This window comes from Ralstonia nicotianae (assembly GCF_018243235.1).
In the GTDB taxonomy this organism is placed as follows: domain Bacteria; phylum Pseudomonadota; class Gammaproteobacteria; order Burkholderiales; family Burkholderiaceae; genus Ralstonia; species Ralstonia nicotianae.
This window is the reverse complement of sequence record NZ_CP046674.1, coordinates 3,265,986-3,288,228: the sequence shown is the minus strand read 5'-3', so window position 1 is coordinate 3,288,228 and position 22,243 is coordinate 3,265,986. Positions and strand designations below refer to the sequence as shown.

Sequence of the window (22,243 nt, the reverse complement as noted above, 5' to 3'; positions counted from 1 at the left end):
TGCGGAATGCAGGAACACGGCTACAACAGGGAAACGGGAACGGCGATGGCGCTCAGGCTTGCGTCGCGGCGCCGGGGCGGCCTTCGTGGCCGGTGTGCGCCAGCACCTGGAGGCCGAGCAGCACCAGATTATCGTGCATCTGGAACGGCATGCGCAGGTGCGGAGCGAGTGCCGCGCGCGCGCCGCCGCTCAGCACGCAGCGGTACGGCCCCGGGTATTGCGCCTGCAGGGCCTGCCAGGTCTGGGCAATGGCGCCCGCCTGGGCGGTCACGCAGCCCAGCGCGATCGCATCCTGTGTGTTGTCGGCCCAGGACGGCACGTCGGTGCGGGCCTGGGCGTCGTCACGCGCGGCCAGGTAGCCGATGTCGATCTCGGGCAGCTGCGCCGTGTTGCGCGACAGCGCGCGCATCATCAGCGTGAGTCCGGGCAGGATGAGCCCGCCGGCGAAGCGGCCGTCGGGCGCGACGATGTCGAGCGTGGTGGCGGTGCCGGCCGTGACCAGCAGCAGCGCCGTGTCCGGCCACGCGTGGCGGGCCCCGACGGCGCCCACCCAGCGGTCGGTGCCGAGCTGGGCGGGGTCCCGATAGCCGTTGCGCAACCCGGCGGCGGCGGCCTCGGAGGCGACGATGCGCAGGCGCGCGCCATCGAAGACGCGGGCGATGCGGGCGCACAGCGCATCGCGCAGGGCCGGGCCGGCGACCACGCTGATCCACACGTCGGGCGGTGCCATGCCCGCGCCGGCGTGGCAGTCGCGCCAGTCTTCCACCAGTTCGGCCAGCTGGTCGTGCGGTCGCGCGCCGGCATGCTGCCAGGGCGTGCCGCCGGGGGCGACGGCCGGCGGGGCGACGTCGGCGGCAGTCCAGGCCCATTTGATGCGCGTATTGCCGGCGTCGATCAGCAGCAGCGGCCGCTCGGGGGTGGGGGCCTTGAGGCGGATCATGGCTGCTCCGCGTCGGCCGCGCGCAAGGACACCTCGCCGCTGTGGATCCACTGCACGCGTCCGCCGGATTCGATGGCCAGGCGTCCCTGGGCATCGATGCCGTGCGCCACGCCTTCGAGCACCACGGCGCCGTCCTGCCACAGCCGCACGGGCCGGCCGGCAAAGGCATCGCGCGCGGCGAACGGCGCGACGAACGGCGCCAGGCCGTGGGAGCCGAAGCGCTGCAGGTGCTCGCCCAGCGCGCTCAGCAGCGCGGCCAGCACCGCGTTCGGCTCGGGCCGCTCGACCAGTTCTTCCACGCCCGACAGCGACCGGCCCAGCGCCGCCTCCAGCGCATGCGGGCGCTCCAGGTTCAGGCCGATGCCGATCACGGCCCAGGTCTGCCCAGGGGCCGCGCGCATCGTCTCGACCAGGATGCCGGCGAGCTTGCGCCCGGCGATCTGCACATCGTTGGGCCATTTGAGCGCCAGGGCCTGCGCGTTGCCGCCGTGCGTCTGCGCATAGGCAGCCACGGCTTCGGCCACGGCCACGCCCACCGCCAGGCTCAGGCCGGCCAGTTGCGCGGGTTCGGCGGCAAAGGCGCAGGCGACGGAAAAGGTCAGGCCGTGATCGCCATCCCACGGGCGGCCCTGGCGGCCGCGGCCGGCGGTCTGCCGCAGCGCCGCCAGCACACGCCCGCCCACCAGCGGCGCCGTGCCGGCCGGCGCGCCGGCGGCCACGGGCCAGGCGGCGTCGCGCACGGCGGCCATCAGGTCCGCATTGGTGGAGCCGGTGGACTCGACCACCTCGACCGGCCAGCCGGCGGCGATGCCGGTTGGCCGGATGCGGTCGCGGGTCAGGCGCCAGCGCGCAGGGATGGGGGCGGAAGACATGAGCTGGGCAAACACATGGGAATGGCTGGATGATGGCGCATTGTAGCGAGGACATCACGGACACCGCGCATGCAGTGGGCGGCCGGTACGTCTCATGGCAGAGAGTGCCACGGCATCCGCGTTGGCTACAATTCGACCAGCGTTCCCCTCAGGAGACCCGCGCTTGATCACCTGCCGTCCCCCTCAGCTCGAGGTCCGCGTCGTCGACGGACGGTCGGTCGCCTACCTGTCAGGCGACTGGACCACGCTCGCGCTGGCCGAACGGGCGGGCGTGCGCAGCGCGCGCCGGCAGATCCGCGCGGGGTTGAACACCGCCAATGCCTGGTGCCTGACGGAAGTGGGACGCATCGACCATTTCGGCGCGCAACTGCTGTGGCGCGCGTGGGGCAACCGCTGGCCCGAGCTGCTGGACGCGCGCCCCGACCAGCGCCGCATGATCGACCGCGTCGCCCGGCTGGACCCGGGCGGCTGGAAGAAGCGCATCGCGCCGCGCATCAACCCGGTGACGGTGCTGGGCAATGCCATGCTGGACTTCGCCCGCCACCTGCGGATCGGCGTGGCGATGGTCGGCCAGCTGATGTTCGACCTGCTGCGCTTCGTGCGCGCGCCGCACCGCGGGCCGTGGCGCGAGATCTCCGCCAACATCTACAGCACCGGCTACAAGGCGCTCGGCATCACCGCGCTGGTGGGCTTCCTGATCGGCATCGTGCTGAGCTACCTGTCGGCCAACCAGTTGCGCGTGTTCGGCGCCAGCATCTTCATCGTCAACATCCTGGGCATGGCCATCATCCGCGAGCTGGGGCCGGTGCTGGCGGCCATCCTGGTGGCCGGGCGCTCGGGCTCTGCCATCACCGCGCAGATCGGCGTGATGCGCGTGACCGAAGAGCTCGACGCGATGCGCGTGATGGGCATCTCGCACGGCTTCCGGCTGATCCTGCCCAAGGTGATCGCGCTGGCGATCGCCATGCCGCTGCTGGTGGCGTGGACGGATCTGCTGGCGCTGGGCGGCGGCATCCTGGCGGCGAAGTTCCAGCTCGACATCAGCCCGACGTATTTCATCACCTCGCTGCCCGATGCGGTGCCGGTGGCCAACCTGTGGCTCGGCATCGGCAAGGGCGTGGTGTTCGGCATGCTGATCGCGCTGACGGCGTGCCACTTCGGCCTGCGCATCCAGCCGAACACGCAGAGCCTGGGCGAGGGCACGACCACCTCGGTGGTGGTGTCGATCACCATCGTGATCCTGGCCGATGCCGTGTTCGCCATCCTCTTCAAGGACGTCGGGATATGACACGGCCGCGCCATCCGCATGTCGAGCCTTCGCGCGCCGGCGTGACCGGCCCCGCGGCCGGGCCGCTCACGCCGGCGCGCGAACGCGTGATCCAGGTGCGCAGCGTCACCAAGCGCTACGGCGACGTGACGGTGCTCGACAACATCGACCTGGACGTGTTCCGGGGCGAGGTGCTGTCGATCGTGGGCGGCTCGGGCAGCGGCAAGACGACCCTGCTGCGGCAGGTGGTCGGGCTGGAGAAGCCGACGTCGGGCACCATCCACATCTTCGGCGAGGAGCTGACCTGCCAGGTGGGCAACGAGCTGCAGTCGATGCGCAACCGCTGGGGCATGCAGTTCCAGCACGGCGCGCTGTTCTCGGCGCTGTCGGTGATCGACAACGTGGCGCTGCCGATGCGCGAGCTGCGCACGCTGCCCGATGCCTTCGTCGCGCGCGTGGCCATGCTCAAGCTGCAGATGGTGGGCCTGAAGGCGAGCGATGCCGACAAGATGCCCGCCGACCTGTCGGGCGGCATGATCAAGCGGGTGGCGCTGGCGCGCGCGCTGTCGCTCGAGCCGGAGCTGGTCTTCCTCGACGAGCCGACCGCCGGGCTGGACCCGCGCGCCTCCGACGACTATGTCGCGCTGATCCGCGAGCTGCGCCGCGAGCTCGGCCTGACCGTGGTGATGGTGACGCACGACCTCGACACGCTGGTGGCGCTGTCCGACCGCATTGCCGTGCTGGCCGACCGCAAGGTGCTGGCCGCCAAGCCGGTCGACCAGATCATCCAGATCGACCACCCGTTCATCAAGGAATACTTCCTGGGCGAGCGGGGCAAGCGGGCCCTGATGGCGCTGGGCCCCGAGATGACGGAAGCGGTGGCCGCGGCCAGCCTTTCGATGCAGGAGGACTGATGGAAAACCGTGCCCACGCGTTCCTCGCCGGGCTGTTCACGATCGGGCTGGCGATCTTCATCGCGCTGGCGGTGGTGTGGTTCAACCGCGACCAGACCGTGCGCGTGCCCTACGAGGTGGTGACGCGCTCCACCGTCAACGGGCTGAGCCCGCAGGCGGCCGTCAAGTACCGCGGGCTGGACGTCGGCAAGGTGGACAGCATCCGCTTTGACGACAGGGTCCCGGGCCAGATCATCGTGCGGGTGCTGGTCGACAAGGACGCGCCCATCACCACCACCACCTACGGCCGGCTGGCCTACCAGGGCGTGACCGGCCTGGCCTACGTGCAGCTCGATGACCGCGGCTACGACGGCGGCAAGCGGGCGGCCAACCCGACCCGTCTCGAAACCTCCGACAGGCGTCCGGCGCGCATCGCCATGGAGGCCGGCTTTCTCGACGAGCTCGACAAGCGCGGCGACCAGATGCTGGCCCGGATCGACCAGACGCTGAGCTCGCTCTCCGCGTTGTTCGACGATGAGCACCGGCAGGCGCTGATGGCGGCGATGCAGTCGTTCCAGGGCACGATGGACAGCTACAACGCGCTCGCCCGCCAGGCCGAGCCGACGATGCGCAGGCTGCCGCAGATCGCCGACAACCTCGACGCCACCCTGTCCGCCACGCGCCGGCTGTCGCAATCGCTGTCCGACCCGAAGGGGCCGCTGATGGGGACGCTGGCCAGCGCCGGCAATGACCTGAGCTCGGCCTCGCAGTCGATGCAGGCGGCCACCAACGTGCTCGCCAACGAGACCCTGCCGCAGCTCAACGGCTTCGCCCGCGAGGCCCGCCAGGCCGTGCGCAGCTTCGACCATGCGGTGACCGATTTCAACACCCGCCCGCAGAGCGTGCTGTTCGGCCCCGCGCCCGCCACGCCCGGCCCCGGCGAGACCGGTTTCGCCGCGCCGCAGGTGTCGGCGGCCCCGTCGGTGGCCGTTCCCGCGACGGCCCGGCCCTGAGGAGATTCCATGCTGATCCTGCCGACCGTGTTGCGCCGCGCGCTGGTGCTGTCCGCCCTGGCCGCGCTGGCGGCCTGTTCCAGTACGCCGACCGCGCCCGCCGCGGTCTACGACTTCGGCCTGGCGCCCGCTGCCGCCGGCGGTCCTCGCCTGCCGACCGCGCTGCGGGTGACCGAGGTGGTCGGCCCGGGCTGGATGGACGGCAACGCCATCTACTACCGCCTGGCCTATGCCCAGGGGCAGCGCACCGAGCTGTATGCCAACAGCCGCTGGGTGGAGTCGCCCGTCAACCTGTTCGATGCGCGCCTGCGCAACGCGGTGGCCGCGCGCGGCCAGGTGGTCGGCTATGGCCTGCCGGAGGTGCCGACACTGCGGGTCGAACTGGTCGACTTTTCGCAGGTGTTCGACCGGCCGGACGCCAGCCGCGGCGTGGTGCGGCTGCGCGCCTCGGTGTTCATGGCGCGCGGGCTGGTCGCACAGCGCGTGGTGCAGGCCGACGTGCCGGCACCGAGCGCTGACGCGGCGGGCGGCGTCAGCGCGCTGGCGCAGGCTTCCGACCGCGCCATCGGCGAGGTGCTGGACTGGGTGGCGGGGCTGGCGCTGCCGGCGGCGGCCCAGTCCGTGGTGCCGACGCGCGCGCCGTGACCGCCCGGCGCCGGCGCCGCAGCCTTTCCATGCGGCGACCGGCAGTATCATGGGCATCCCCTCGGCTTTTCCGCAGCTTCCGCCGGTGACGGACCTCCACGCTCTTCCCGCCGCGCCTTCGACGCATCGCCACTCGCCGCTTGCCCGGGCCGGGCTGGCCTGGTTCGTGCTGCTGGTGGTGTACGCGAGCCTGTACCCGTTCTCGGGCTGGATCGACACCGGCGTGTCGCCGTTCGCTTACCTGAGCGCGCCGCTGCCGCGCTACAACACGCGCTTCGATCTGCTGACCAACATCTGGGGCTACCTGCCGCTGGGCATGCTGGTGGTGCTGTCGCTGCATCCGCGCGTCACCGGCTGGCGCGCGGTGGCGCTCGCGATGCTGGCGGGCTTGCTGCTGTCCGGCGCGATGGAGGCCGCGCAGACCTACCTGCCGACGCGCATCTCGTCCAACGTCGATCTGGCGGCCAACACGGTCGGGGCGCTGCTGGGCGGCATCGTCATGGTGCCGTTCGCGGCCCGGCTGATCGACCGCGGCAGCCTGCGGCGGCTGCGCTGGCGATGGTTCGAGCCGCACGCCACCTTTGCCATCCCGCTGCTGCTGCTGTGGCCGTTCGCGCAGATCTTCCCGCAGGAGTTTCTCTTCAGCATGGGCGGCGTGGTGCGCAGCATCCTGCTGGACCCGTCGCCGGATGCGTTTCTCACCGGCATCATCCACAGCCTGTTTCCGGGGCTGTTCGACTGGCACGACCGCCTGCAGGCTCACCCCGAAGGGCTGCAGCGCCAGGAGTTGCTGGAAGCCCTGATCACCGCGTGCAGCTGGGTCGGCACCGGCCTGCTGGCCACCGTGGCGATGCGGCGCGGCGCCCCGGTGCTGCGCCTGCTGGTGGCGCTGCTCGCGAGCGGGCTGCTGGTCAAGGCCGGGGCGACGCTGCTGCAGTTCCCGGCGGCCGGCGCGTGGGACTGGCTGTCGTCCGGCGGGCGCTTCGGGCTGGTGGTCGGGTCGCTGGTGCTGGTGCTGCTGGTGCGCCTGCCGCGCTGGCTGCGCGGCGCGCTGGCGATGCTGCTGCTGCTGGCCCTGATCGTGCTGTCGAACGTGCTGCCGCCCGGGCCGTATTCGTGGGTGTCGGCGCAGGCCTGGCGGCTCGGGCGCTTCGTGCACTTCAACAGCCTGTCGCAATGGATCGGCTGGGTTTGGCCCTTCCTCGGCGTGGGCTATCTCGCCTGGCGCGCCGAGCTGGCCCAGCTGCAGCGGCGCGCCCGTCGCCGCGACGCCTAGGGCCGGTTCCCATATGGGCGCTCGCTTCCTGCTGGCGCCCGGCTGGCACCTCCCTCTGATGTGTCGATGCGTCCGTCGGCTTTTTGCGGGCGCCTTCATGCCGTCGACACGAAGCCTCCCTAACTTGACGTGACACGCTACGCCGATCGCGACGCCCGCGCTTCGCGATCGGCCGCCTTGGGAGGATTGCCGTGTCCGTAAGCCACCGTCGTGCCCGCGCGTGTCGCTTGCGCGCGCGACATGCCCTGCTGCGCGCCTTGTCGATGCTGGCTCCCGTCGGCATGGGCGCGGGCCTGGGCGCTTGCGGCGAAGCGGCGGACACGCATGTCCCCGCGGTGGTGCGCGGCGCGCAGCCGATCACGGCCGGCCCGGCCACGCTGCCCGCGGCCGCCGCTCCCGATGCCCATCTGCCCGCCCGCGACGGCCTGGCGCCGCCCGTGATGCATACCGTGGACTGATCCCGTCCGCCTGCCGGTTTCCCCCCCCGCACAAGAGGTGCTCAGCATGACGTCAAACAGCCGCCGTGGTTTTCTCCATTCCGCTGCCCAGTTGGCCGCCGCCGCCGCCGCGATGGGCGCGATGCCCGCCGGTATCCGGCAGGCGCTCGCGATTCCGGCCTACAACGCCCGCCGCAGCATTGAAGACGTCCAGCACATCGTGATCCTGATGCAGGAAAACCGCGCGTTCGACCACTACTTCGGCACGCTGCGCGGCGTGCGCGGGTATGGCGACACGCGCACCATCACGCTGCCCTCGGGCAAGCCGGTCTGGCACCAGCCGCTGGCCGGCGGCGTGGGCGAAGTCCTGCCGTTCCGCCCGGGTGCGCCGGACCTCGGCCTGCAGTTCCTGCAAGACCTGCCGCACGGCTGGAACGACACGCACGCCGCCGTCAACGGCGGCCGCTACGACGGCTGGGTGCCGCACAAGGGCACCACCACCATGGCCTACCTGACGCGCCAGGACATCCCGTTCCACTACGCGCTGGCCGACGCCTTCACCCTCTGCGACGCCTACCATTGCTCGACGCCGACCTCGACCGATCCCAACCGCTACTACATGTGGACCGGCTACGTCGGCAACGACGGCGCGGGCGGCGGGCCGGTCATCGACAATGCCGAGCTGGGCTACGGCTGGTCCACCTATCCCGAGGTGCTGGAGCGCGCCGGCATCTCGTGGAAGATCTACCAGGACGTCGGCACCGGCCTCGACGCCAATGGCGTGTGGGGCTGGACCAGCGATGCCTACATCGGCAACTACGGCGACAACTCGCTGCTCTACTTCAAGCAGTACCAGAACGCGCAACCGGGCAACCCGCTGTACGACAAGGCGCGCACCGGCACCAACGTGTCGGCCGGTGACGGCTACTTCGACATCCTCAAGCGCGACGTGCAGAACGGCGCGCTGCCGCAGGTGTCGTGGATCGCCGCGCCCGAGGCCTTCTCCGAGCACCCGAACTGGCCGGCCAACTACGGCGCGTGGTACATCGACCAGGTCCTGCAGATCCTCACGTCCAACCCCGAGGTGTGGAGCAAGACGGTGCTGCTGGTCACCTACGACGAGAACGACGGCTTCTTCGACCATCTCGTTCCGCCGTTTGCCGCGTCGGGCGGCAACGGCCTGTCGACGGTCGATACCGGCGGTGAATCGTTCCCCGGCAGCAGCCAGTACGTGCCGGGCAGCTATGGCCTGGGTCAGCGCGTGCCGATGCTGGTGGTCTCGCCGTGGTCGAAGGGCGGCTGGGTGTGCTCGCAGACCTTCGACCACACCTCGATCATCCGCTTCATCGAGCAGCGCTTTGCCCGCACGCACGACGTGGTCTTACCGAACATCTCGAAGTGGCGGCGCACGGTGTGCGGCGATCTCACCGCCGCGTTCAACTTCGCCGACCCGAACGGCGCGGTGCCCGCGCTGCCGGGCACGTCCGCGTATGCGCCCGGGGACCGCCAGCGCCATCCCGACTACATCCCGCTGCCGCCGCTGGTGCAGTCGGTGCCGAAGCAGGAAGCCGGCGTGCGCCCGGCACGCGCACTGCCGTACGAACTGTTCGTGCGCGGCCGCCATGACGAAGCCGCCGGCCGGTTCCAGATCGACTTCGTCAACACCGGCGAGGCCGGCGCAGCCTTCCTCGTCTACGTGGCCGGCAGCCCGGATGCGCCGCGCAGCTACACGGTCGAGGCCGGCAAGCGCCTGTCCGACAAGCTGCCGGTCAATGCCGGCGGCACGTACGATTTCACCGTGCACGGGCCGAACGGCTTCCTGCGCCGCTTTGTCGGCAAGCTGTCGCTGTCCGGCCTGCTGCATCCGCATGGCCAAGCGCTGGAGGTCAAAGAAAGCTACGACGTCGCCAACGGCAACCTGGAACTGCGCCTGATCAACCACGGGCGCGCGCCGAGCACCGTCACCCTCAAGAGCGCTTACACGGGGGCCGCGGTGCAGCGCGTAGTGCGCGGCGGCGACGATGCATCGGTGTACCTGGACCTGCGCGGCGAGCACGGCTGGTATGACCTGACCGTCACCGCCAGCACCGATGCCGGCTTCCGGCGCCGCCTGGCCGGACACGTCGAGACCGGCCGCGCCAGTATGTCGGACCCCGCACTCGGTGCGTGAGATGGTTTAAAGGGTCGTAGGCGGCACTCGGCAGGTCCGCTGGCGGATGACGTCGGCGGACCTTTCTTTTTTTTCTTGCCGCATCGCTGCAGGGCGCATGCGGCGGATGGGTTATTGTTCTTTTCGGGTGAACAGTCTTTTCGTTGCTCTATCATTTATCTGTAAGTGGCAACGATCTATTCTGGCTTCAAGCGCAAGAACACGAGCGCAACCGGACACCAGGCAAAGGAGCCGATCATGAACACCCGTCTCGCCACCGCTTTCTCCCGTCATACCCTGCTGGCCGCCGTGGCCATGCTGTCCGCCTCGGCCGCGCTGCTGTCGGCCCAGCCGGCCGCCGCCGCGCAAGGCAGCGTCGATCCGTACACGCAAGGGGCAGTTGCCAAGGCCGATCCCTACACCGACGGCGCGGCCAAGTTCGATGTCTACACCCAGGGCGCCGCCGCCAAGGCCGATCCGTACACGCAGGGCGCGGACCGCCAGGCCGATACCTACGGTTATCTGTCGTGGAACGGCGACATGTCCTATCCGGGCGACGCCTCGCGTGCCTGATCTGTTTGCCCGATCCATCAGGGCAAACGCAAAAGGGCCCTGGGTTTGACCCAGGGCCCTTTTTCCATGGGGCATTTGAGGCGTCGGCACTGACCGATGCCTGGCGCCAGCCCGACAGGCCCGGCGCGTCCGCTCGCACGGGCCGGCAGATTCAGTGCCTTTCCGGTGCCGGTTCCTTTGCCCGCTCGAAATGGCGGATGGCATGCTTGTACATCTTGATGTGCTCTTGCCTCAGGATGCCGTCGAGCGAATACCTGTCCGCGCCGCCACCTGTGCCGTACTCGGGGTCGAGCGGAGCCGGTCCGCCGTACTTGCCCAGGGAAACCGCTGTCTGCGCACTGCGAGCCAGGTTCAGCGCGTTCTTGTGCATCTGGTCGATGAGACCGTCGTGCTGCAGACCGCTCTCCTTCATTTCCTTGGTGGCCCGCAGTGCGAACAGGGCGCTGTTGGAGGTAGTCGCCTGGCTGGACGCGTCCACATAGGTCAGCCAGACCTTGCCGGTGCGTCCGTTGCCGGCCGCGTCCAGGCATTTGGCGACCGTGCTGGCCAGGTCTCTCCAGTTCGCCGGTGAGAACGGCGAGCCGGCGCCGTCGAGCACCGCCAGGGAAACGTGCGTCGGATGCGCGGCGTCGTGGCGCGCGGCAACCGCGACATGGTGCCCGTCGCCGATATCGAGCGTCGCATGCCAGTCACCGCCGCCGCGCACCCCGTCGGCCACGACCGGCGCCAGGCTTGCGATCGCACCGGGATCCCGCACCGCCAGTCTCGGAGCATCGATCTTGTGCGCGGACAGCCGCAGTTGCGGATCCAGCTTGTTTTCCACTTCGACCAGCAGGTCGAGAAACTCGGCATCGCGCGGCGCCGGCATGTCGGCTTTGCCCTTGCGGGCGCGTCGTAGCGCGTCCAGGTGGTCGGTCAGGGCCTCCACGCGCGCCGACGCCAGATGCGTGATGGCGCGTTCGTACAACTGCAGCCGCTTGTCCTCGTAGGACGTGCTCGAGGTTTCCCTGACATGCTGCAGCAGCCGATGCGGGCGCAGGTGCTGGGACTGGTATTGGGCCAGCGGCAGTCCGGTCTTCTTGTTGACCGGCGCCGTTCTGAGGTCCGGCCGGTTCGTCAGCATCCGTTCGAGGCCGAATGCGTGCGTCATGTGCTTGAAGAAACGCGGCCCGAGCAGGGGCGTTTCATCAATGACATGGACGTCGACGGCATCCGCATGCTTGCCGGCTTCGGACAGCGCGTGGGCGTGCAGCTTGCCGATGTCCTCGTCGCCCGGCATGGCCTTGACGGCGGACAGCGCGAAGATGGCGCCACCGTGGTTGGTCTTCTGTATCCCGGTGTTCAGGCAGTGCAGCACGATCCTGACCCCCTTGGGATCGCCCGCCTGCTCCAGCTTATGGTTCAGGTGCCCCGCAAGCAGCGTCGCCATCAGATTCCATTCGGGGACCGACAGATGCTCCCCCGCGCTGTTCACCACGATCATCGAGATCTGTTTCGGCTGCTCCGGATGATGCCGGACCGACAGCGCCATCGCGTGCCCGCCGATGTCGACGACGGCGTGCCACGGCTCCCGGCTGCGCATGCTCGTCTCGAGATTGCGTGCGAGACTGGCGACGGCGGCGGGGTTGGTTGTGTTCAGCGCGTTGAGGCTGATGGTGTGTGCGCTGAGCGCGAGCTTCGGATGCCGGGCGTTCTCCACCGCGACGAGCAGATCGAGGAATTCCGCATCGCGGTGGCCGGGGGTCTCCACGCGCAGGTTGGGGTCGGCATGGGCGGCGGTCTTCAGCTCCGCCAGATACTGCCGCATCGACTCCAGGCGCGCGCTCAGCCCGGGCTGGATCGCCGCCGCGGCAAGCGCGCGCGTGTCCACCTTCGACGCCGCCCGGGTCAGCTTGACCGGCTGTTTCAAGGCCCGGGCGCCCGCGTGCCGGGTGGGCAGGTTGGTGAAGTTCCTATCCGCCGTCCGGGCCCGGGGGCCGGAAACCTGGGGGGGCTGCGTCTGGCTTCCCGTCGCGCCATCGGGATGGGCAACGGTGGAGGTGCTGGCCGGTTGCGTGGCCGGCGTAATACGCGTTTTCAGCAAGATCGGCTCCAGTATCGGGGGCGGAGGGGCATCACTGAACCACGCACGTCGGCGCGCCGGCCGGCCGTCGGGCGAAAACATGGCGCGGAAACCGCGCGCTCGCCTGAAAAGCGACGGAGGCCGCGCCGGGCCGTCCGTCCCGGTCACCGGCAAAGAAAAAGGGCCTTGGGTTTGATCCCAAGGCCCTTGCTGTCCGGGGCGGATACCGCTGCGCCGATCAGGCGAAGCCGGCTTCGTGCGCCTGCTGATCCGCGTGGTACGAGCTGCGCACCATGGCGCCGACAGCGGCGTGCGTGAAGCCCATCTCGTAGGCCTTCTCCTCGAACATCTTGAAGGTGTCCGGGTGCACGTAGCGCAGCACCGGCAGATGGTGGCCCGACGGAGCGAGATACTGGCCGATGGTCAGCATGTCGATGTCGTGCTCGCGCATGTCGCGCATCACCTCCAGGATTTCCTCGTCGGTCTCGCCCAGGCCGACCATCAGGCCGGACTTGGTCGGGAGGTTCGGGTTGCGCGCCTTGAAGTCCTTGAGCAGCTTCAGCGAGTGCGCGTAGTCGGCGCCCGGGCGGGCCTGCTTGTACAGGCGCGGCACGGTTTCCATGTTGTGGTTCATCACGTCCGGCGGGCAGGCCTGGAGGATGTCCAGCGCCTTTTCCAGCCGGCCGCGGAAGTCCGGCACCAGCACCTCGATGCGCGTGGCCGGCGACAGCTCGCGCGTGCGCGAGATGCAATCGACATAGTGCTGGGCACCGCCGTCGCGCAGGTCGTCGCGGTCCACGCTGGTGATGACCACGTAGTTCAGCCTGAGCTGGGCGATGGTCTTGGCCAGGTTCTCGGGCTCGTTCGCATCGAGCGGGTCGGGTCGGCCGTGGCCGACGTCGCAGAACGGGCAGCGGCGCGTGCACTTGTCGCCCATGATCATGAAGGTGGCCGTGCCCTTGCCGAAGCACTCGCCGATGTTCGGGCAGCTCGCCTCCTCGCACACCGTCACGAGGTTGTTGGCGCGCAGGATGTCCTTGATCTCGTAGAAGCGCGAGTTGCCGGTGGCGGCCTTGACGCGGATCCACTCCGGCTTCTTCAGCTTCTCGGCCGGCACGATCTTGATGGGGATGCGCGCTGTCTTGTCGAGCGACTTCTGCTTGCGGGTCGCGTCGTACGGCTCGTTCGACGGGGTGGCGATGTTGGCGACTGCGGAGGCGCCGGAGGCGGAATCGGTCATCGTGTTCTCCGCACGGCCTGTGGCACGTGCATTCATTCGGTCCTGCTTGCCGGCTGCTACGCGGTAGCGGCTTCGGCGGGGTGCGCATTTGCGCGGTGCTGCAATTGGGCAACCAGCCGGTCGGCCAGCACGTGCGACACGCGCTGCCAGTCGGCGGCATCGACCGCGCGCCCGCTTGCGTCGCGGGCACCGGCGGTCACCATGTCGACGGTTTCCAGGCCGGCATAGCCGCAGGGGTTGATCTGCGTGAAGGGCGACAGGTCCATCGCCAGGTTCAGGCTGACGCCGTGGTAGCTGCAGCCGTTGCGGATCTTCAGCCCCAGCGCGGCGATCTTGGCGCCCTGGTGCGGCCCGGCCGACAAGTAGATGCCGGGCGCGCCGGCCTTCCGTTCGGAGGCCACATTATACGTGGCGAGCGTATCGATGACGGCCGCCTCGATGGCGTCGACCAGTGCTTTCACGAACAGCCCGCGGCGGCGCAGATCCAGCAGGAGGTAAGCCACCACTTGGCCGGGGCCGTGATAGGTGATCTGTCCACCACGGTCGACCTTTACCAGCGGAATGTTGCCCGGCGCCAACAGGTGGGCCGGATCGCCGGCCAGTCCGAGCGTGAACACCGGCGGGTGCTCGACCAGCCAGATCGTGTCGGGGGTGTCGGGACCGCGCTGGGCGGTGAAGGTCTGCATCGCGTCGAAGCAGGCAGCGTAGTCCTGCTGGCCGCGCTCGACGATGTCGATCGGAATCATGCCCGCGAGTGTAGCGCAGGGCCGGCAACGGCGCGGGCCGCCTTTGTCCTGGAAGGCAGCAGGGTCGGACGTTGCCGCGCGGAAAAGACGATACCGGCGCGGTGAGCATCCGCGCCGGCATCGGGCGCCGCGGCACATGGCGCGGCGCGGGCTGGAAGGGGAGAGCGGCGGGTTACGGCCTGCTCAGGCGGCGGCGACCGGCGTTTCGACGTGCTCGTTCCAGCCGAGCGCGGCGAGCATGTGGCGCCAGCCATCCGCGACGTGCCAGGATTTGCGCGGGATATGGCCATTCTGCGCTTCCACGGCCAGCGAGGCCGGGCCTGCCGCCTTGGGGTCGACCGACACGACGATTTCTTCGCCGCGCTTGACGGCGATGCTGGCGCCGGCGTGCAGCCATTCGTCGGCGGCCTTGTGCTCGTGCGTGACCCACACATCGCGTCCGAAGGCTTCTTCGACGCGCAGATTCTGGTCGGCCGGCATGCGCAGCGCCATCACCTCGCCGGGCTGTAGAGTGAATACAATTTTTGTTAGTACAGTTTTCATGATCGGCTCCTTCACGACATCCGCACGGGCCTGCCGTTGGAACCAGTCTAGGCGCTTGGTATCGGTGCACCAAACGATATATATTGATTTCTTTGATAAAAGAACTCACATAAAACGGCACAAAATCCAGGAGGAAACATGGCGGAAATCCGTGAGCCGATGCGGCTGCCGCCGCTGGGGGCGTTGCGCGTATTCGAGGCGGCCGCGCGTTACGAGAGCTTCTCGCGCGCGGCCATTGAGCTGTTCGTCACGCACGGCGCGGTCAGCCACCAGATGCGCACACTGGAGGAGGAACTGGGCGTGCCGCTGTTCGAGCGGCGCGGCAAGCGCGTCACCCTGACCCACGCCGGGCGCACCTACGCCGAGCGCGTGCGCGACGCGCTCGACCAGATCGCCCAGGCCACGCACCAGCTGCGCGCGGGCAACCGCGACAATCGCCTGACCATCAGCACCATGCCGTCGTTCGCGGCGCGCTGGCTGACCCCGCACATCGGCACCTTCATCGAGCGGCATCCGGAGCTGGAGGTGGAGCTGTTCTCCAGCCCGGCGCTGGTCGACTTCGCGCGCGAGGAGGTGGACGTGGCGCTGCGCATGGGCTCGGGCAACTATCCCGGCCTGTACGTGGAGACGCTGCTCGACGACGTGTTCTTCCCGATCTGCAGCCCGACGTTCAACGGCGGCCGGCTGCCGCGCACGCCTGCCGAGATGGCCGGCATGACGCTGCTGCGCAGCGAGGGCGAGCAATGGAAGCCGTGGTTCGACGCGGCCGGCGTGGAGGGCTTTCCCGAGCCGCGCGCCGGGCTGATGTTCCAGGACTCGTCGCTGCTGCTGCAGGCGGCGGCGGCCGGGCAGGGCATTGCGCTGATCCGCCCGACGCTGGCGTTCAACGACCTGATGGCCGGCCGTGTCGTGCGCCTGTTCGACGTGACGATCCCCTGTCCGTGGAACTACTACTTCGTCTGTCCGCACGGCGCGCTGCAGACGCCCAAGATGCAGGCTTTCCGCGCGTGGCTGCTGCCGGAGATCGCCGCCTTCAAGCTCAAGCTGGACCGGCTGATGAGCGACACCACGGTGAGCCTAGGGCACGTCGCGAAGGGATAAGCCGCCGCGGCCCGCGATAAAAGAAACGCCCCGGTCATGCCGGGGCGTTTGCGTTGGCCGGGTGCCTTGCCGGCGAGCGGCTACAGCACGACCTTGACCATCGGGTGCGCGGTCAGCGCGCGGTACAGCGCGTCGAGCTGCTCGCGGCTGGTGGCGCGCACGATCACGGTCAGGCCGAGGTAGTTGCCTCCGGACGATGGGCGCATCTCCATGCGGCCGGTGTGGAACTCCGGATCGAACTGCTGCACCAGCTGCACGATGGTCTCGGCAAAGTTGTCCTGCATCTTGCCCATCACCTTGATGGGGAAGTCGCTCGGATACTCGATCAGCGATTCGCGCGGCGGGGTGGCGGGGGTGTCGTTGGCGTCGGTCATGGGGTCTGTCGCGGGGGGCTTACTTCTTCTTGAACCACAGCTTGATCGAATCGATGGTGCGGCCGATGAATCCGGCCTCGGGCACGGCTTCCAGCGCCACCACCGGGAACTCCTGCACCACGGTCGCGCCGTCCATCACCTTGACCGTGCCCAGCTGCTGGCCCTGCGTGATCGGGGCGATCAGCGGCTCCTTGCGCTCGAGCACCGGCTTGAGGCGGCCGCCCGAGCCCTTGGGCACCGTGATCCATTTGTCTTCCGCCACGCCGAGCTTGACGGTCTTGGCCTGGCCCTTGTAGACGTCGGGCGTCTGCAGCGCCTGCTTGGCTTCATACAGGCGCAGGGTGTCGAAGAACTGGTAGCCGTAGTTGAGCACCTTCAGGCTCTCCTGCGTGCGGACCTGTTCGCTCTTGGTGCCGATCATCACCGATAGCAGGCGGCGGCTCGCGTTCGGCATGTCGGGCAGTGGGCGCTTGGCCGAGGTGATCAGGCAATAGCCCGCCGACTTGGTGTGGCCGGTCTTGACGCCGTCGACCGTCGGGTCGATCCACAGCAGCCGGTTGCGGTTGGGCTGCTTGATGTTGTTATAGGTGAATTCCTTCTGCGAATAGAACTTGTAGTCCTCGGGGAAATCGCGGATCAGCGCCGCGGTCAGGATCGACAGGTCGCGCGCCGTGGTGTAGTGGTTCGGGTCGGGCAGGCCGGCGGCGTTCATGAAGTGCGTGCCCTTCATGCCCAGGCGTTCGGCCTCGCGGTTCATCAGCATCACGAAGTTGGTCTCGGTGCCGCCCACGGCCTCGGCCAGCACCAGCGCCGCGTCATTGCCCGACTGCACGATCAGGCCCTGCAGCAGGTCGCGTACCGAGACGGGCTTGCCGGGCTGCAGGAACATGCGCGACTCGTCGGTCTTGACGCTGCGCACGGTCTCGGTCGGGGTGAGCACCTGGTCGTACTTGAGCTTGCCGTCGCGCACGGCCTCGACGGCGAGGTACGCGGTCATCAGCTTGGTCAGCGAGGCGGGCTCGATGCGCTCGTCTACGTTGCTGCCGCCCAGCACCTGGCCGCTCGTCACATCGGTCAGCATCCATGCGCGGGCTGCGACCTGCGGCGCCGGGACGGGCTGCGCCAGTGCCGGCGCTGCCGCGGCAAGCACGGCTGCCGCGACGAGCGTCACGGCGGCGGAGGGAAGGGCTCGGGAGGGGATACGGGTCTGCATGGCGGGTCCTGCGATCTGCTTGGTAGACAACGACGCTGCGGCCGGGGGGAGCCCAGCGTCCGGGAAAACGGTAATAACGGGGCTACGGGCGCGGCGTCCAGGCGCCCGCGATCTGCTGCCGGATCAGGTGAAGCTTGCGGTGAAAGAAATGATCCGCGCCGGGTATGACAATCACCGGCAGTTCCTGCGGCCGCGCCCAGTCGAGCACGGCGGCAAGCGGCACCGTATCGTCCAGCTCGCCGTGGATGACGATGGTGTCCGCGGGCACCGGCGCCACATCCCAGCGCGAGGTGGCGGTGCCGACCAGCGCCAGGCGTTCCGCGGGCGTGCCCGCCTCGGCCAGGCGGCGCGCCACCTGCGAGACGACGAAGCTGCCGAACGAGAAGCCGCCGAGCGCCAGCGGCAGCGTGGCGACCTCGGGCGACCATTCGGCCTGCGTGCGCATCCAGTCGAGCACGGCTAGCATGTCGTCCTGCTCGCCGATGCCGTTGTCGTGCGTGCCCTCGGTCTTGCCCACGCTGCGGAAGTTCGGCCGCACCGTCGCATAGCCCAGGCCGACGAAGGTGCGGGCCAGGGTCTGCGCGACCTTGTTGTCCTTGGTGCCGCCGAACAGCGGATGCGGATGGCCGACCAGGGCCAGGCCGCGCGGCGCGGCGTCCGGCAGGTCGACGGAGACGTCGATGTTCCCGACCGGGCCGGGAATCAGGCGTTCTGCGGTATGCACGTTCATGGAAAAGCGATGGGCTGGCGGGTTCAGGCGGCGGGCGGATCGACCATCAGCCGCGCGACCGGCTTGCCTTCGATCAGGTGGCTCTGGATGATCTCGTCGATGTCCTCGCGGTCGACGAAGGTGTACCAGACGGCCTCGGGGTAGACCACCAGCACCGGACCGAGTTCGCAGCGGTCCAGGCAGCCGGCCTTGTTGATGCGCACCCGGCCCTCGCCGTTGATGCCGAGTTCCTTGCAGCGCTTCTTGGCGTATTCCTGCATGGCCTTGGCGCCGAAGTCGGCGCAGCAGCGTGCGCCGTCCTCGCGCTCGTTGAGGCAGAAGAAAACGTGGTGCTGGTAGTGGCTGCTCATGGGTGGGCGCGGTGCCGGGCGCGAGGCGCGGTCTCGGCACGGGTGTGGAGTTGCATGACGAGCCGGCATTATACGGCCCGCCGCCGGGGCGGCCGGGAATGCGATGGCAGTCGTGCTGCGCTGCAGCATGCTTTCCGGATGTCTGGACGCCGGTCTTCGTGAATTCCGGAATTGACGACGTCGGAGCCGGGTGCCATCGTACGCACGTCAAGCTGGCATCAGGGCTGGCGGGCCGTCGCCGTGGCCGTGGGAGCTGGCATGGCCCTTGCAATAGGGAACGCCCTGCCGCGGAAGGACCGCGGGGACCGGCCGTCAGGCCATCCCCGGCGCCGCGGCGGGGAGAGAAACCACATCAGGGCGGGTCGGACCGGGCGGGCAATGAACGCGCGGCCGGTCTGTGACACTCGAGGAAGACATGAAAAAACCGTTCTACAAAATCCTGTACGTACAGGTGCTGGCGGCCATCGTCATCGGTGTGCTGCTGGGCCATTTCGAGCCCAAGCTGGCCGTCAACATGAAGCCGCTGGGCGATGGCTTCATTCAGCTGATCAAGATGGTGATCGGGCCGATCATCTTCTGTACGGTCGTCTCCGGCATCGCCGGCATGCGCGACATGAAGAAGGTGGGCCGCGTGGGCGGCAAGGCGCTGCTCTACTTCGAGGTCGTCTCGACCTTCGCGCTGGTGATTGGTCTGGTTGCCGGCCACATCTTCAACCCGGGCTCGGGCTTCAACGTCGACGTCAACTCGATCGACGCCAAGGCCGTGGCCCAGTACGCCGCCAAGGCGCAATCGTCGAGCACGGTCGACTTCCTGCTGAACATCATCCCGAGCACGGTGGTGGATGCCTTTGCCAAGGGCGACATCCTGCAGATCCTGCTGATTGCGCTGCTGTTCGGCGGGGCGCTCTCCGCAATGGGTGAGCGCGCGCAGATGGTGACGGACTTCATTGACCAGATCGCCCACGTGTTCTTCCGCATCGTGCACGTCATCACGCGCGTGGCCCCGATCGGCGCGTTCGGCGCGATGGCCTTCACCATCGGCAAGTACGGTGTGGTGTCGCTGGTGCCGCTGCTCAAGCTGATCGGCACGTTCTACCTGACGGCCATCATCTTCGTGGTGGTGGTGCTGGGCATCATCGCCCGCCTGACCGGCTTCAGCATCTTCCGCTTCGTGGCGTACATCAAGGAAGAGCTGCTGATCGTGCTGGGCACCAGCTCGTCGGAGTCGGCGCTGCCGCACCTGATGGAAAAGATGGAGAAGCTGGGCTGCTCGAAGTCGGTGGTGGGCCTCGTTGTCCCGACCGGCTATTCGTTCAACCTGGACGGCACCAACATCTACATGACGATGGCGGTGATCTTCATCTCGCAGGCGCTGAACATCGAACTGACCTTGACCCAGCAGCTGACCATCCTGGCGGTGGCGATGCTGACCTCCAAGGGCGCCTCGGGCATCACCGGCGCGGGCTTCATCACGCTGGCCGCCACGCTGGCCGTGGTGCCGACCATTCCGGTGGCGGGCATGGTGCTGATCCTCGGCATCGACCGCTTCATGAGCGAGTGCCGCGCGCTGACCAACATCACCGGCAACGGCGTGGCCTGCGTGGTGATCTCCGCCTGGGAACGCGAGCTCGACCGCACCAAGCTGGCCCGCGTGATGTCGGGCGATCGCGGCGAGACCGTGTCGGCCACCCCGGCAGCCTGATGGGCCAGAGCCGGCGGTGCCCCACCGGGGCGTCGCCGGATGGCAAGCGTATGATGGCGGGGCCGCTCCTTCCGGACGGCCCCGCTTTCTTTTGGAAAGTGTGATGCGCCACGGCACCGAGCGGCTGATGGCCGGCGCGGCCCCGGAAGGCACGGCGAGCCCGTCCGCCGTTCACCACCCGCCGATGTCCGAGCCCGATTTCCCGTTTTCCTCCGCCAGCCCGCGCCGCGGCTTCGGGTGGCTGGTGGCGGCCGCTCTGGTGGCGGTGATGGCGCTGGTGTGCGCGACGACCTTCGTGGTGACCTGGAACCGCGGCCTGTCGCAGGCCCAGCAGGCCGCCGGCGCCCGCGTCGACCGCTACGCCGCCAACCTCAAGAGCACGCTCGACCGCTACGAGTACCTGCCGGCGCTGGTCGCGCTGCATCCGTTCATCCACGACCTGCTGGCCCACCCGACGCCCGACAACGTCGCGCGCGCCAACCGCTACCTGCGCGAGGTCAACGACCGCGCCCGCGCCACCGCCACCTACGTGATCGCCCCGACCGGCCTGGCCCTGGCGGCATCCAACTACAACCTGCCCGACAGCTTCGTCGGCGCCGAATACCTGTTCCGGCCGTATTTCCAGCAGGCGGCCGCCGGACACGTCGGGCGCTTCTACGGCATCGGCATCACGCGCGAGGAACCCGGCTACTACATCTCGCAGCCGGTGATGCAGAATGGCAGCGTGATCGGCGTGACGGTGGTCAAGCTCAACCTGGAGTGGTTCGGCCGCGCCAGCCATGATGCCTCCGAGCCGGTGATGGTGGCAGACGAGAACGGCGTGATCTTCCTGTCGTCGGTGCCGGCGTGGCAGTACCGCACGGTCGAGCCGCTCACGCCTGAGCTGCAGGCGCAGCTGCAGGCGACCCGCCAGTACTTCCGCAAGCAGATCACGCCGCTGCCGCTGCAGCCCGAGATGCCGGCCTTCCTGAAGCTGGTCGGGCGCATGCCCGACGGCGCGCGTCTGGTGCGCGTCGGCGACCGCATCAACGCGCCGCGCTACCTGCTGGTATCGCGCGAGCTGGTCGAGCCCGACTGGCAGCTGATGTACCTGACGCCCATCGATCCGGTGATGGGCGCGGCGCGCAGCGCGACGGTTGCCGCGGCCTTCGCCTTCGCCTTCGTCTGCCTGCTGCTGTTCTATTGGCGCCAGCGCCGGCTGCGCCTGAGGGAGATGCTGCGCGGCCGCCGCCTGCTCGAAGCGGCCTATGACCAGCTGGAGCGCCGCGTCGAAGACCGCACCGCCGACCTGATGGCAACCAACGAGCAACTGCAGCACGAGATCGTCGACCGCACCCGCGCCGAAGCCGAGCTGCGCGCCACGCAGGACGAACTCGTGCAGGCCAGCAAGCTTGCCGCCCTGGGGCAGATGGCGGCCGGCATCACGCACGAGCTCAACCAGCCGCTGGCTGCGCTGCGCACCTTCTCCGACAACACGCGCATCCTGCTGGAGCGTGGCCAGCACGGCGCCGCCGCCGACAACCTGCGCGCCATCGCCGACCTGACCGAACGCATGGGCAAGATCACCGCGCAGCTCAAGCTGTTTGCCGGCCGCTCGCGCCGCAGGCTTGCCGATGTGCAGGTGCGCGTGGCGCTCGACCACGTGCTGGCGCTGCTGCGCCCGCGCTTGGCCGAGGTGGAGACCGCGCTGCACTGGCGCCTGCCCGAGGCCGCATGCGTGGTCCGCGCGGATGAGCTCAAGCTGGAGCAGGTGCTGATCAACCTGATCGGCAACGCGCTCGACGCCATCGCCGCCAACGATCTGCCGCGCCCCGGCCGCATCGACATCGACATCGGCCCGGCCGACGGCGCGCCCGCGCAGCTGTGCATCGTCGTGCGCGACAATGGCCCCGGCATTGCGGCCGATGCCATGCCGCACCTGTTCGAACCGTTCTTCACCACCAAGGAGATCGGCCAGGGCCTCGGCCTGGGGCTGGCGATTTCCACCAGCATCGCGCGCGACTTCGGCGGCTCGCTGTCGGCGGCCAATGTGCCGGGCGGCGGCGCCCAGTTCACGCTGTCGCTGGTCCGCGCCGAGGTGGTGCCGGCCGCGACGTCCTGACCCATTCCTTTCACCC

General features: G+C 69.0%; 21 protein-coding genes. 11 read left to right on the top strand and 10 right to left on the bottom strand.

The genetic code is table 11. From position 1 onward, the window contains the following. Positions 1-52: 52 nt before the first annotated feature. Positions 53-940 carry a type III pantothenate kinase gene (locus GO999_RS15175; RefSeq protein ID WP_019717456.1) on the bottom strand — a complete coding sequence of 296 codons (888 nt, stop codon included), beginning with the start codon at positions 938-940 and terminating at the stop codon, positions 53-55. Continuing rightward, positions 937-1,812: a biotin--[acetyl-CoA-carboxylase] ligase gene (locus GO999_RS15170; protein WP_197368818.1), complete on the bottom strand. Its 876-nt coding sequence runs from the start codon at positions 1,810-1,812 to the stop codon at positions 937-939. Before GO999_RS15170 ends, GO999_RS15175 begins: the two co-directional genes overlap by 4 nt. 163 nt (positions 1,813-1,975) lie before the next feature. Here GO999_RS15170 and GO999_RS15165 point away from each other — a divergent pair, with 163 nt between their 5' ends. The 8 genes from GO999_RS15165 to GO999_RS15130 all read left to right on the top strand — a co-directional run bounded on the left by GO999_RS15165 (position 1,976) and on the right by GO999_RS15130 (position 10,065). Then, positions 1,976-3,100 (top strand): MlaE family ABC transporter permease, encoded by a 1,125-nt coding sequence (locus tag GO999_RS15165; RefSeq protein ID WP_019717458.1) that lies wholly within the window; start codon positions 1,976-1,978, stop codon positions 3,098-3,100. Then, entirely contained in the window at positions 3,097-3,993 is an 897-nt protein-coding gene (locus tag GO999_RS15160) for an ABC transporter ATP-binding protein (protein WP_011000278.1), read from the top strand. Before GO999_RS15165 ends, GO999_RS15160 begins: the two co-directional genes overlap by 4 nt. After that, positions 3,993-4,985, top strand: a complete 993-nt coding sequence (locus tag GO999_RS15155) for an MlaD family protein (protein WP_011000279.1) — start codon at positions 3,993-3,995, stop codon at positions 4,983-4,985. Before GO999_RS15160 ends, GO999_RS15155 begins: the two co-directional genes overlap by 1 nt. A 9-nt stretch (positions 4,986-4,994) precedes the next feature. Next, the gene (locus GO999_RS15150; protein ID WP_011000280.1) at positions 4,995-5,630 is read left to right on the top strand and encodes an ABC-type transport auxiliary lipoprotein family protein; all 636 of its coding nucleotides are present in this window, start codon (positions 4,995-4,997) and stop codon (positions 5,628-5,630) included. A gap of 49 nt (positions 5,631-5,679) precedes the next feature. Further along, positions 5,680-6,906: a VanZ family protein gene (locus GO999_RS15145; RefSeq protein WP_011000281.1), complete on the top strand. Its 1,227-nt coding sequence runs from the start codon at positions 5,680-5,682 to the stop codon at positions 6,904-6,906. Between the two features lie 227 nt (positions 6,907-7,133). Then, entirely contained in the window at positions 7,134-7,364 is a 231-nt protein-coding gene (locus tag GO999_RS15140) for a hypothetical protein (RefSeq protein ID WP_019717462.1), read from the top strand. Positions 7,365-7,410: 46 nt separating this feature from the next. Next, positions 7,411-9,513 carry a phosphocholine-specific phospholipase C gene (locus tag GO999_RS15135; RefSeq protein ID WP_211906357.1) on the top strand — a complete coding sequence of 701 codons (2,103 nt, stop codon included), beginning with the start codon at positions 7,411-7,413 and terminating at the stop codon, positions 9,511-9,513. A 237-nt stretch (positions 9,514-9,750) separates the two neighbouring features. Next, positions 9,751-10,065 carry a hypothetical protein gene (locus tag GO999_RS15130; protein WP_011000284.1) on the top strand — a complete coding sequence of 105 codons (315 nt, stop codon included), beginning with the start codon at positions 9,751-9,753 and terminating at the stop codon, positions 10,063-10,065. 151 nt (positions 10,066-10,216) lie between these two features. On the opposite strand, the gene ripAE is transcribed toward GO999_RS15130, so the two are convergent. The 4 genes from ripAE to GO999_RS15110 all read right to left on the bottom strand — a co-directional run bounded on the left by ripAE (position 10,217) and on the right by GO999_RS15110 (position 14,656). Next, on the bottom strand, positions 10,217-12,148 hold the full coding sequence (ripAE, locus tag GO999_RS15125; protein ID WP_211906790.1) for a YopJ family acetyltransferase: 1,932 nt from the start codon (positions 12,146-12,148) through the stop codon (positions 10,217-10,219). A gap of 217 nt (positions 12,149-12,365) precedes the next feature. After that, positions 12,366-13,367: a lipoyl synthase gene (gene lipA, locus GO999_RS15120; protein ID WP_011000286.1), complete on the bottom strand. Its 1,002-nt coding sequence runs from the start codon at positions 13,365-13,367 to the stop codon at positions 12,366-12,368. Between the two features lie 56 nt (positions 13,368-13,423). Then, entirely contained in the window at positions 13,424-14,113 is a 690-nt protein-coding gene (lipB, locus tag GO999_RS15115) for a lipoyl(octanoyl) transferase LipB (protein WP_016724220.1), read from the bottom strand. Between the two features lie 183 nt (positions 14,114-14,296). After that, the gene (locus GO999_RS15110) at positions 14,297-14,656 is read right to left on the bottom strand and encodes a DUF2917 domain-containing protein (protein WP_011000288.1); all 360 of its coding nucleotides are present in this window, start codon (positions 14,654-14,656) and stop codon (positions 14,297-14,299) included. Positions 14,657-14,794: 138 nt separating this feature from the next. On the opposite strand from GO999_RS15110, the gene gcvA reads away from it, so the two are divergent. Next, positions 14,795-15,757, top strand: a complete 963-nt coding sequence (gene gcvA, locus GO999_RS15105) for a transcriptional regulator GcvA (RefSeq protein WP_011000289.1) — start codon at positions 14,795-14,797, stop codon at positions 15,755-15,757. Between the two features lie 80 nt (positions 15,758-15,837). On the opposite strand, the gene GO999_RS15100 is transcribed toward gcvA, so the two are convergent. The 4 genes from GO999_RS15100 to GO999_RS15085 all read right to left on the bottom strand — a co-directional run bounded on the left by GO999_RS15100 (position 15,838) and on the right by GO999_RS15085 (position 18,424). After that, complete coding sequence (locus GO999_RS15100; protein WP_016724222.1) at positions 15,838-16,131, bottom strand: YbeD family protein; 294 nt, start codon at positions 16,129-16,131, stop codon at positions 15,838-15,840. 19 nt (positions 16,132-16,150) lie between these two features. Further along, on the bottom strand, positions 16,151-17,344 hold the full coding sequence (locus GO999_RS15095) for a D-alanyl-D-alanine carboxypeptidase family protein (protein WP_211906356.1): 1,194 nt from the start codon (positions 17,342-17,344) through the stop codon (positions 16,151-16,153). Positions 17,345-17,426: 82 nt separating this feature from the next. Further along, positions 17,427-18,074 (bottom strand): alpha/beta hydrolase, encoded by a 648-nt coding sequence (locus tag GO999_RS15090; RefSeq protein WP_211906355.1) that lies wholly within the window; start codon positions 18,072-18,074, stop codon positions 17,427-17,429. 23 nt (positions 18,075-18,097) lie between these two features. After that, a complete protein-coding gene (locus tag GO999_RS15085; RefSeq protein ID WP_011000293.1) occupies positions 18,098-18,424 on the bottom strand; it encodes a (2Fe-2S) ferredoxin domain-containing protein in 327 nt (108 codons plus the stop codon). A gap of 415 nt (positions 18,425-18,839) precedes the next feature. Here GO999_RS15085 and GO999_RS15080 point away from each other — a divergent pair, with 415 nt between their 5' ends. Further along, on the top strand, positions 18,840-20,126 hold the full coding sequence (locus GO999_RS15080) for a dicarboxylate/amino acid:cation symporter (protein WP_011000294.1): 1,287 nt from the start codon (positions 18,840-18,842) through the stop codon (positions 20,124-20,126). Between the two features lie 103 nt (positions 20,127-20,229). Continuing rightward, positions 20,230-22,227, top strand: coding sequence for a sensor histidine kinase (locus tag GO999_RS15075; protein ID WP_019717467.1), 1,998 nt, complete (start codon positions 20,230-20,232; stop codon positions 22,225-22,227). Positions 22,228-22,243: the final 16 nt, after the last annotated feature.

What these genes read in the sequence shown, in the direction of transcription:
- GO999_RS15135 (WP_211906357.1), top strand. Translation starts at nt 7,411, where the DNA reads ATGACGTCAAACAGCCGCCGTGGTTTTCTCCATTCCGCTGCCCAGTTG.
- GO999_RS15085 (WP_011000293.1), bottom strand. Translation starts at nt 18,424, where the DNA reads ATGAGCAGCCACTACCAGCACCACGTTTTCTTCTGCCTCAACGAGCGC.
- GO999_RS15175 (WP_019717456.1), bottom strand. Translation starts at nt 940, where the DNA reads ATGATCCGCCTCAAGGCCCCCACCCCCGAGCGGCCGCTGCTGCTGATC.
- GO999_RS15130 (WP_011000284.1), top strand. Translation starts at nt 9,751, where the DNA reads ATGAACACCCGTCTCGCCACCGCTTTCTCCCGTCATACCCTGCTGGCC.
- GO999_RS15155 (WP_011000279.1), top strand. Translation starts at nt 3,993, where the DNA reads ATGGAAAACCGTGCCCACGCGTTCCTCGCCGGGCTGTTCACGATCGGG.
- GO999_RS15170 (WP_197368818.1), bottom strand. Translation starts at nt 1,812, where the DNA reads ATGTCTTCCGCCCCCATCCCTGCGCGCTGGCGCCTGACCCGCGACCGC.
- GO999_RS15080 (WP_011000294.1), top strand. Translation starts at nt 18,840, where the DNA reads ATGAAAAAACCGTTCTACAAAATCCTGTACGTACAGGTGCTGGCGGCC.
- GO999_RS15095 (WP_211906356.1), bottom strand. Translation starts at nt 17,344, where the DNA reads ATGCAGACCCGTATCCCCTCCCGAGCCCTTCCCTCCGCCGCCGTGACG.
- GO999_RS15090 (WP_211906355.1), bottom strand. Translation starts at nt 18,074, where the DNA reads ATGAACGTGCATACCGCAGAACGCCTGATTCCCGGCCCGGTCGGGAAC.
- GO999_RS15100 (WP_016724222.1), bottom strand. Translation starts at nt 16,131, where the DNA reads ATGACCGACGCCAACGACACCCCCGCCACCCCGCCGCGCGAATCGCTG.
- GO999_RS15150 (WP_011000280.1), top strand. Translation starts at nt 4,995, where the DNA reads ATGCTGATCCTGCCGACCGTGTTGCGCCGCGCGCTGGTGCTGTCCGCC.
- lipA (WP_011000286.1), bottom strand. Translation starts at nt 13,367, where the DNA reads ATGACCGATTCCGCCTCCGGCGCCTCCGCAGTCGCCAACATCGCCACC.
- lipB (WP_016724220.1), bottom strand. Translation starts at nt 14,113, where the DNA reads ATGATTCCGATCGACATCGTCGAGCGCGGCCAGCAGGACTACGCTGCC.
- GO999_RS15145 (WP_011000281.1), top strand. Translation starts at nt 5,680, where the DNA reads ATGGGCATCCCCTCGGCTTTTCCGCAGCTTCCGCCGGTGACGGACCTC.
- GO999_RS15075 (WP_019717467.1), top strand. Translation starts at nt 20,230, where the DNA reads ATGCGCCACGGCACCGAGCGGCTGATGGCCGGCGCGGCCCCGGAAGGC.
- gcvA (WP_011000289.1), top strand. Translation starts at nt 14,795, where the DNA reads ATGGCGGAAATCCGTGAGCCGATGCGGCTGCCGCCGCTGGGGGCGTTG.
- GO999_RS15110 (WP_011000288.1), bottom strand. Translation starts at nt 14,656, where the DNA reads ATGAAAACTGTACTAACAAAAATTGTATTCACTCTACAGCCCGGCGAG.
- GO999_RS15160 (WP_011000278.1), top strand. Translation starts at nt 3,097, where the DNA reads ATGACACGGCCGCGCCATCCGCATGTCGAGCCTTCGCGCGCCGGCGTG.